Here is a 2,442-nt window from a genome sequence, read left to right on the forward strand (position 1 = left end):
CGTATGCGTCCGGTGAACACACCTTTCGCTGAGCCCCGACTTCGATGACGGTAGGTGTCCACCTATTGCTTAGTGGACACCTACCATGAGTGAGTTAAGCGTATTGGAGGCGCCTCGAAAGCGCCGCCGCTTTACAGCCGAGTTCAAGGCCAGGATCGTCGAAGCGTGCCAACAACCCGGTGCCTCAGTGGCCGGCATCGCGTTGGAGCATGCCCTGAACGCCAACCTGGTCCATAAGTGGATCCGTGATGCTCGGCGGTCGGAGCCAGTGAGTGATACCCCCGCATTTGTCCCTGTGCCGATGGCAAGCACCGTAACGTCGGCGGCGGCCCCGCACCGGGAAGCCGAGCATATCCGCCTTTTATTACCGAGTCCCAAGGGAACGGTGACCATCGAGTGGCCGGTGTCCGATGCGCAGGGTTGTCGGGCACTTCTGCGGGATCTGCTGTCGTGATCCGCATCGACGAGATCTGGCTGGCCACCGAGCCGCTGGATATGCGGGCCGGGCCGGATACGGCGCTGGCCCGAGTCGTGAAGGTGTTCGGCACGGCTCGCCCACATTGCGCTTACCTGTTCGCCAATCGCCGCGGCAACCGCATGAAGGTGCTGATCCACGATGGCCTGGGGGTCTGGCTCTGTGCTCGCCGCCTCAATCAAGGCAAGTTCCACTGGGCCGGCAACTGGCACGGTGACCGGATGGAACTGTCACCTGAGCAAGTGACGGCGCTGGTGCAGGGCCTGCCCTGGCAACGCATCGGCCCGGCGGGGGCTATTTCGGTGCTGTAAATCTCACGGCGAACGCCTCGGCACAGAAAGCGAGCGCTGGCCATTCGATGATCCGCGCATCCCCTTGCTACCGGCGGACTGGCATAATCGCCGGATGACTATGTCGCCCGACCTGTCTCAGCTCTCACCCGATCAGCTCCGCCACCTGGCGGCAACGCTGATGGCGCAGGTCGAGGAAAAGGATCAGGCGCTGCGTCACAGCGAGCAGGTCAACCAGAAGCTGACCTATGAGCTGGCGTTGCTCAAACGCCACGCCTTCGGCAAGCGCAGCGAGCAGCTCAACGTCTTGCAGATCAGCCTGCTGGAGGAGGTGGTAGATGCCGATATCGCCGCCATCGAGGCCGAGCTGGAAGAACTCGCTACCCCGGCGACGCCGCCCGTCACCAAGCAAAAGCCCAAACGTCAGCCCTTGCCCGACAACCTGCCGCGCGTCGAGATCCGGCACGAACCCGAGAGCGAGCACTGCGCGTGCGGCTGCCAGCGGCGCCGCATCGGAGAAGAGATCAGCGAAAAACTCGACTACACGCCGGGCGTGTTTACCGTCGAGCGTCATATCCGCGGCAAGTGGGTCTGCGACGAGTGCGAGACGCTGACTCAGGCACCGATGCCGGCCCAGGTGATCGACAAGGGCCTCCCCACCTCGGGATTACTGGCCCAAGTGATGATCGCCAAGTATGCCGATCACCAGCCGCTCTACCGCCAGGCCCAGATCTTTGCCCGCGCCGGCGTGGAGATACCGCGCTCCACCCTGGCGGAATGGGTCGGCATCTGCGGGGTGCGATTGCAGCCACTGATCGATGCCCTGCGTGAGACCCTGCTCACCGAACCGATACTGCATGCTGATGAAACGCCGGTGCCGATGCTGGATCCGGGCAAGAAGAAAACCCACAAGGCCTACCTCTGGGCCTATGCCACCACGCCCTACGCCGGGCTGAAGACGGTAATCTACGACTTCGCGCCTGGGCGCGGCGGCCAGCATGCCCGGGATTTCCTCGGTGACTGGCAAGGCAAGCTGATCTGTGATGATTACGCCGGCTACAAACGGAGCTTTGCCAATGGCGTGTCCGAGATCGGCTGCATGGCCCATGCGCGGCGCAAGTTCGTCGACCTGCACGTGGCCGGCAAGAGCCAGATTGCCGAGCAGGCCATCGAGCTCATCGGCCAACTCTACCAGGTGGAGCGCGACGCCCAGCCCCTGAGTGCTGAAGAACGCCAACGGCTACGCGAGACCAGGGCGAGACCCATCGCCGACGCGCTACACCGATGGATGTTAGCTCACCGAGAAAAGGTGCCCAACGGCTCGGCGACGGCCAAGGCGCTGGACTACAGCCTGAAACGCTGGGCGGCACTGACGCGCTACCTGGATGACGGCGGGCTGCCGATTGACAACAATCGGGTGGAGAACCTGATTCGCCCCTGGGCGCTGGGCCGCTCGAACTGGCTGTTTGCCGGCTCGCTGCGCAGCGGCCAGCGTGCTGCCAACATCATGAGCTTGATCCAGACTGCCAAGCTGAATGGCCATGAACCGCATGCCTACCTGAAAGATGTGCTGGCTCGCCTGCCAACACAGAAGGCCAGCCAGATCCACGAACTCCTGCCGCAGCACTGGAAGCCGGTCGACTGATCACTCGCAAAGGGTGATGACCGGCCGCTTAC

General features: G+C 63.3%; 3 protein-coding genes. All 3 read left to right on the top strand.

Annotated features, from left to right (window positions below; genetic code table 11):
- Nucleotides 1–85 precede the first annotated feature (85 nt).
- Nucleotides 86–454, top strand: coding sequence for an IS66-like element accessory protein TnpA (tnpA, locus tag DU505_RS22125; protein ID WP_114481133.1), 369 nt, complete (start codon nt 86–88; stop codon nt 452–454).
- Nucleotides 451–786: an IS66 family insertion sequence element accessory protein TnpB gene (gene tnpB / locus DU505_RS22130; RefSeq protein WP_147273121.1), complete on the top strand. Its 336-nt coding sequence runs from the start codon at nt 451–453 to the stop codon at nt 784–786. The genes tnpA and tnpB overlap by 4 nt, the downstream gene beginning before the upstream one ends.
- A gap of 94 nt (nt 787–880) precedes the next feature.
- Nucleotides 881–2,410, top strand: coding sequence for an IS66 family transposase (tnpC, locus tag DU505_RS22135; protein ID WP_114481134.1), 1,530 nt, complete (start codon nt 881–883; stop codon nt 2,408–2,410).
- Nucleotides 2,411–2,442: the final 32 nt, after the last annotated feature.

The organism is Billgrantia montanilacus, assembly GCF_003336675.1.
Lineage (GTDB): Bacteria > Pseudomonadota > Gammaproteobacteria > Pseudomonadales > Halomonadaceae > Halomonas > Halomonas montanilacus.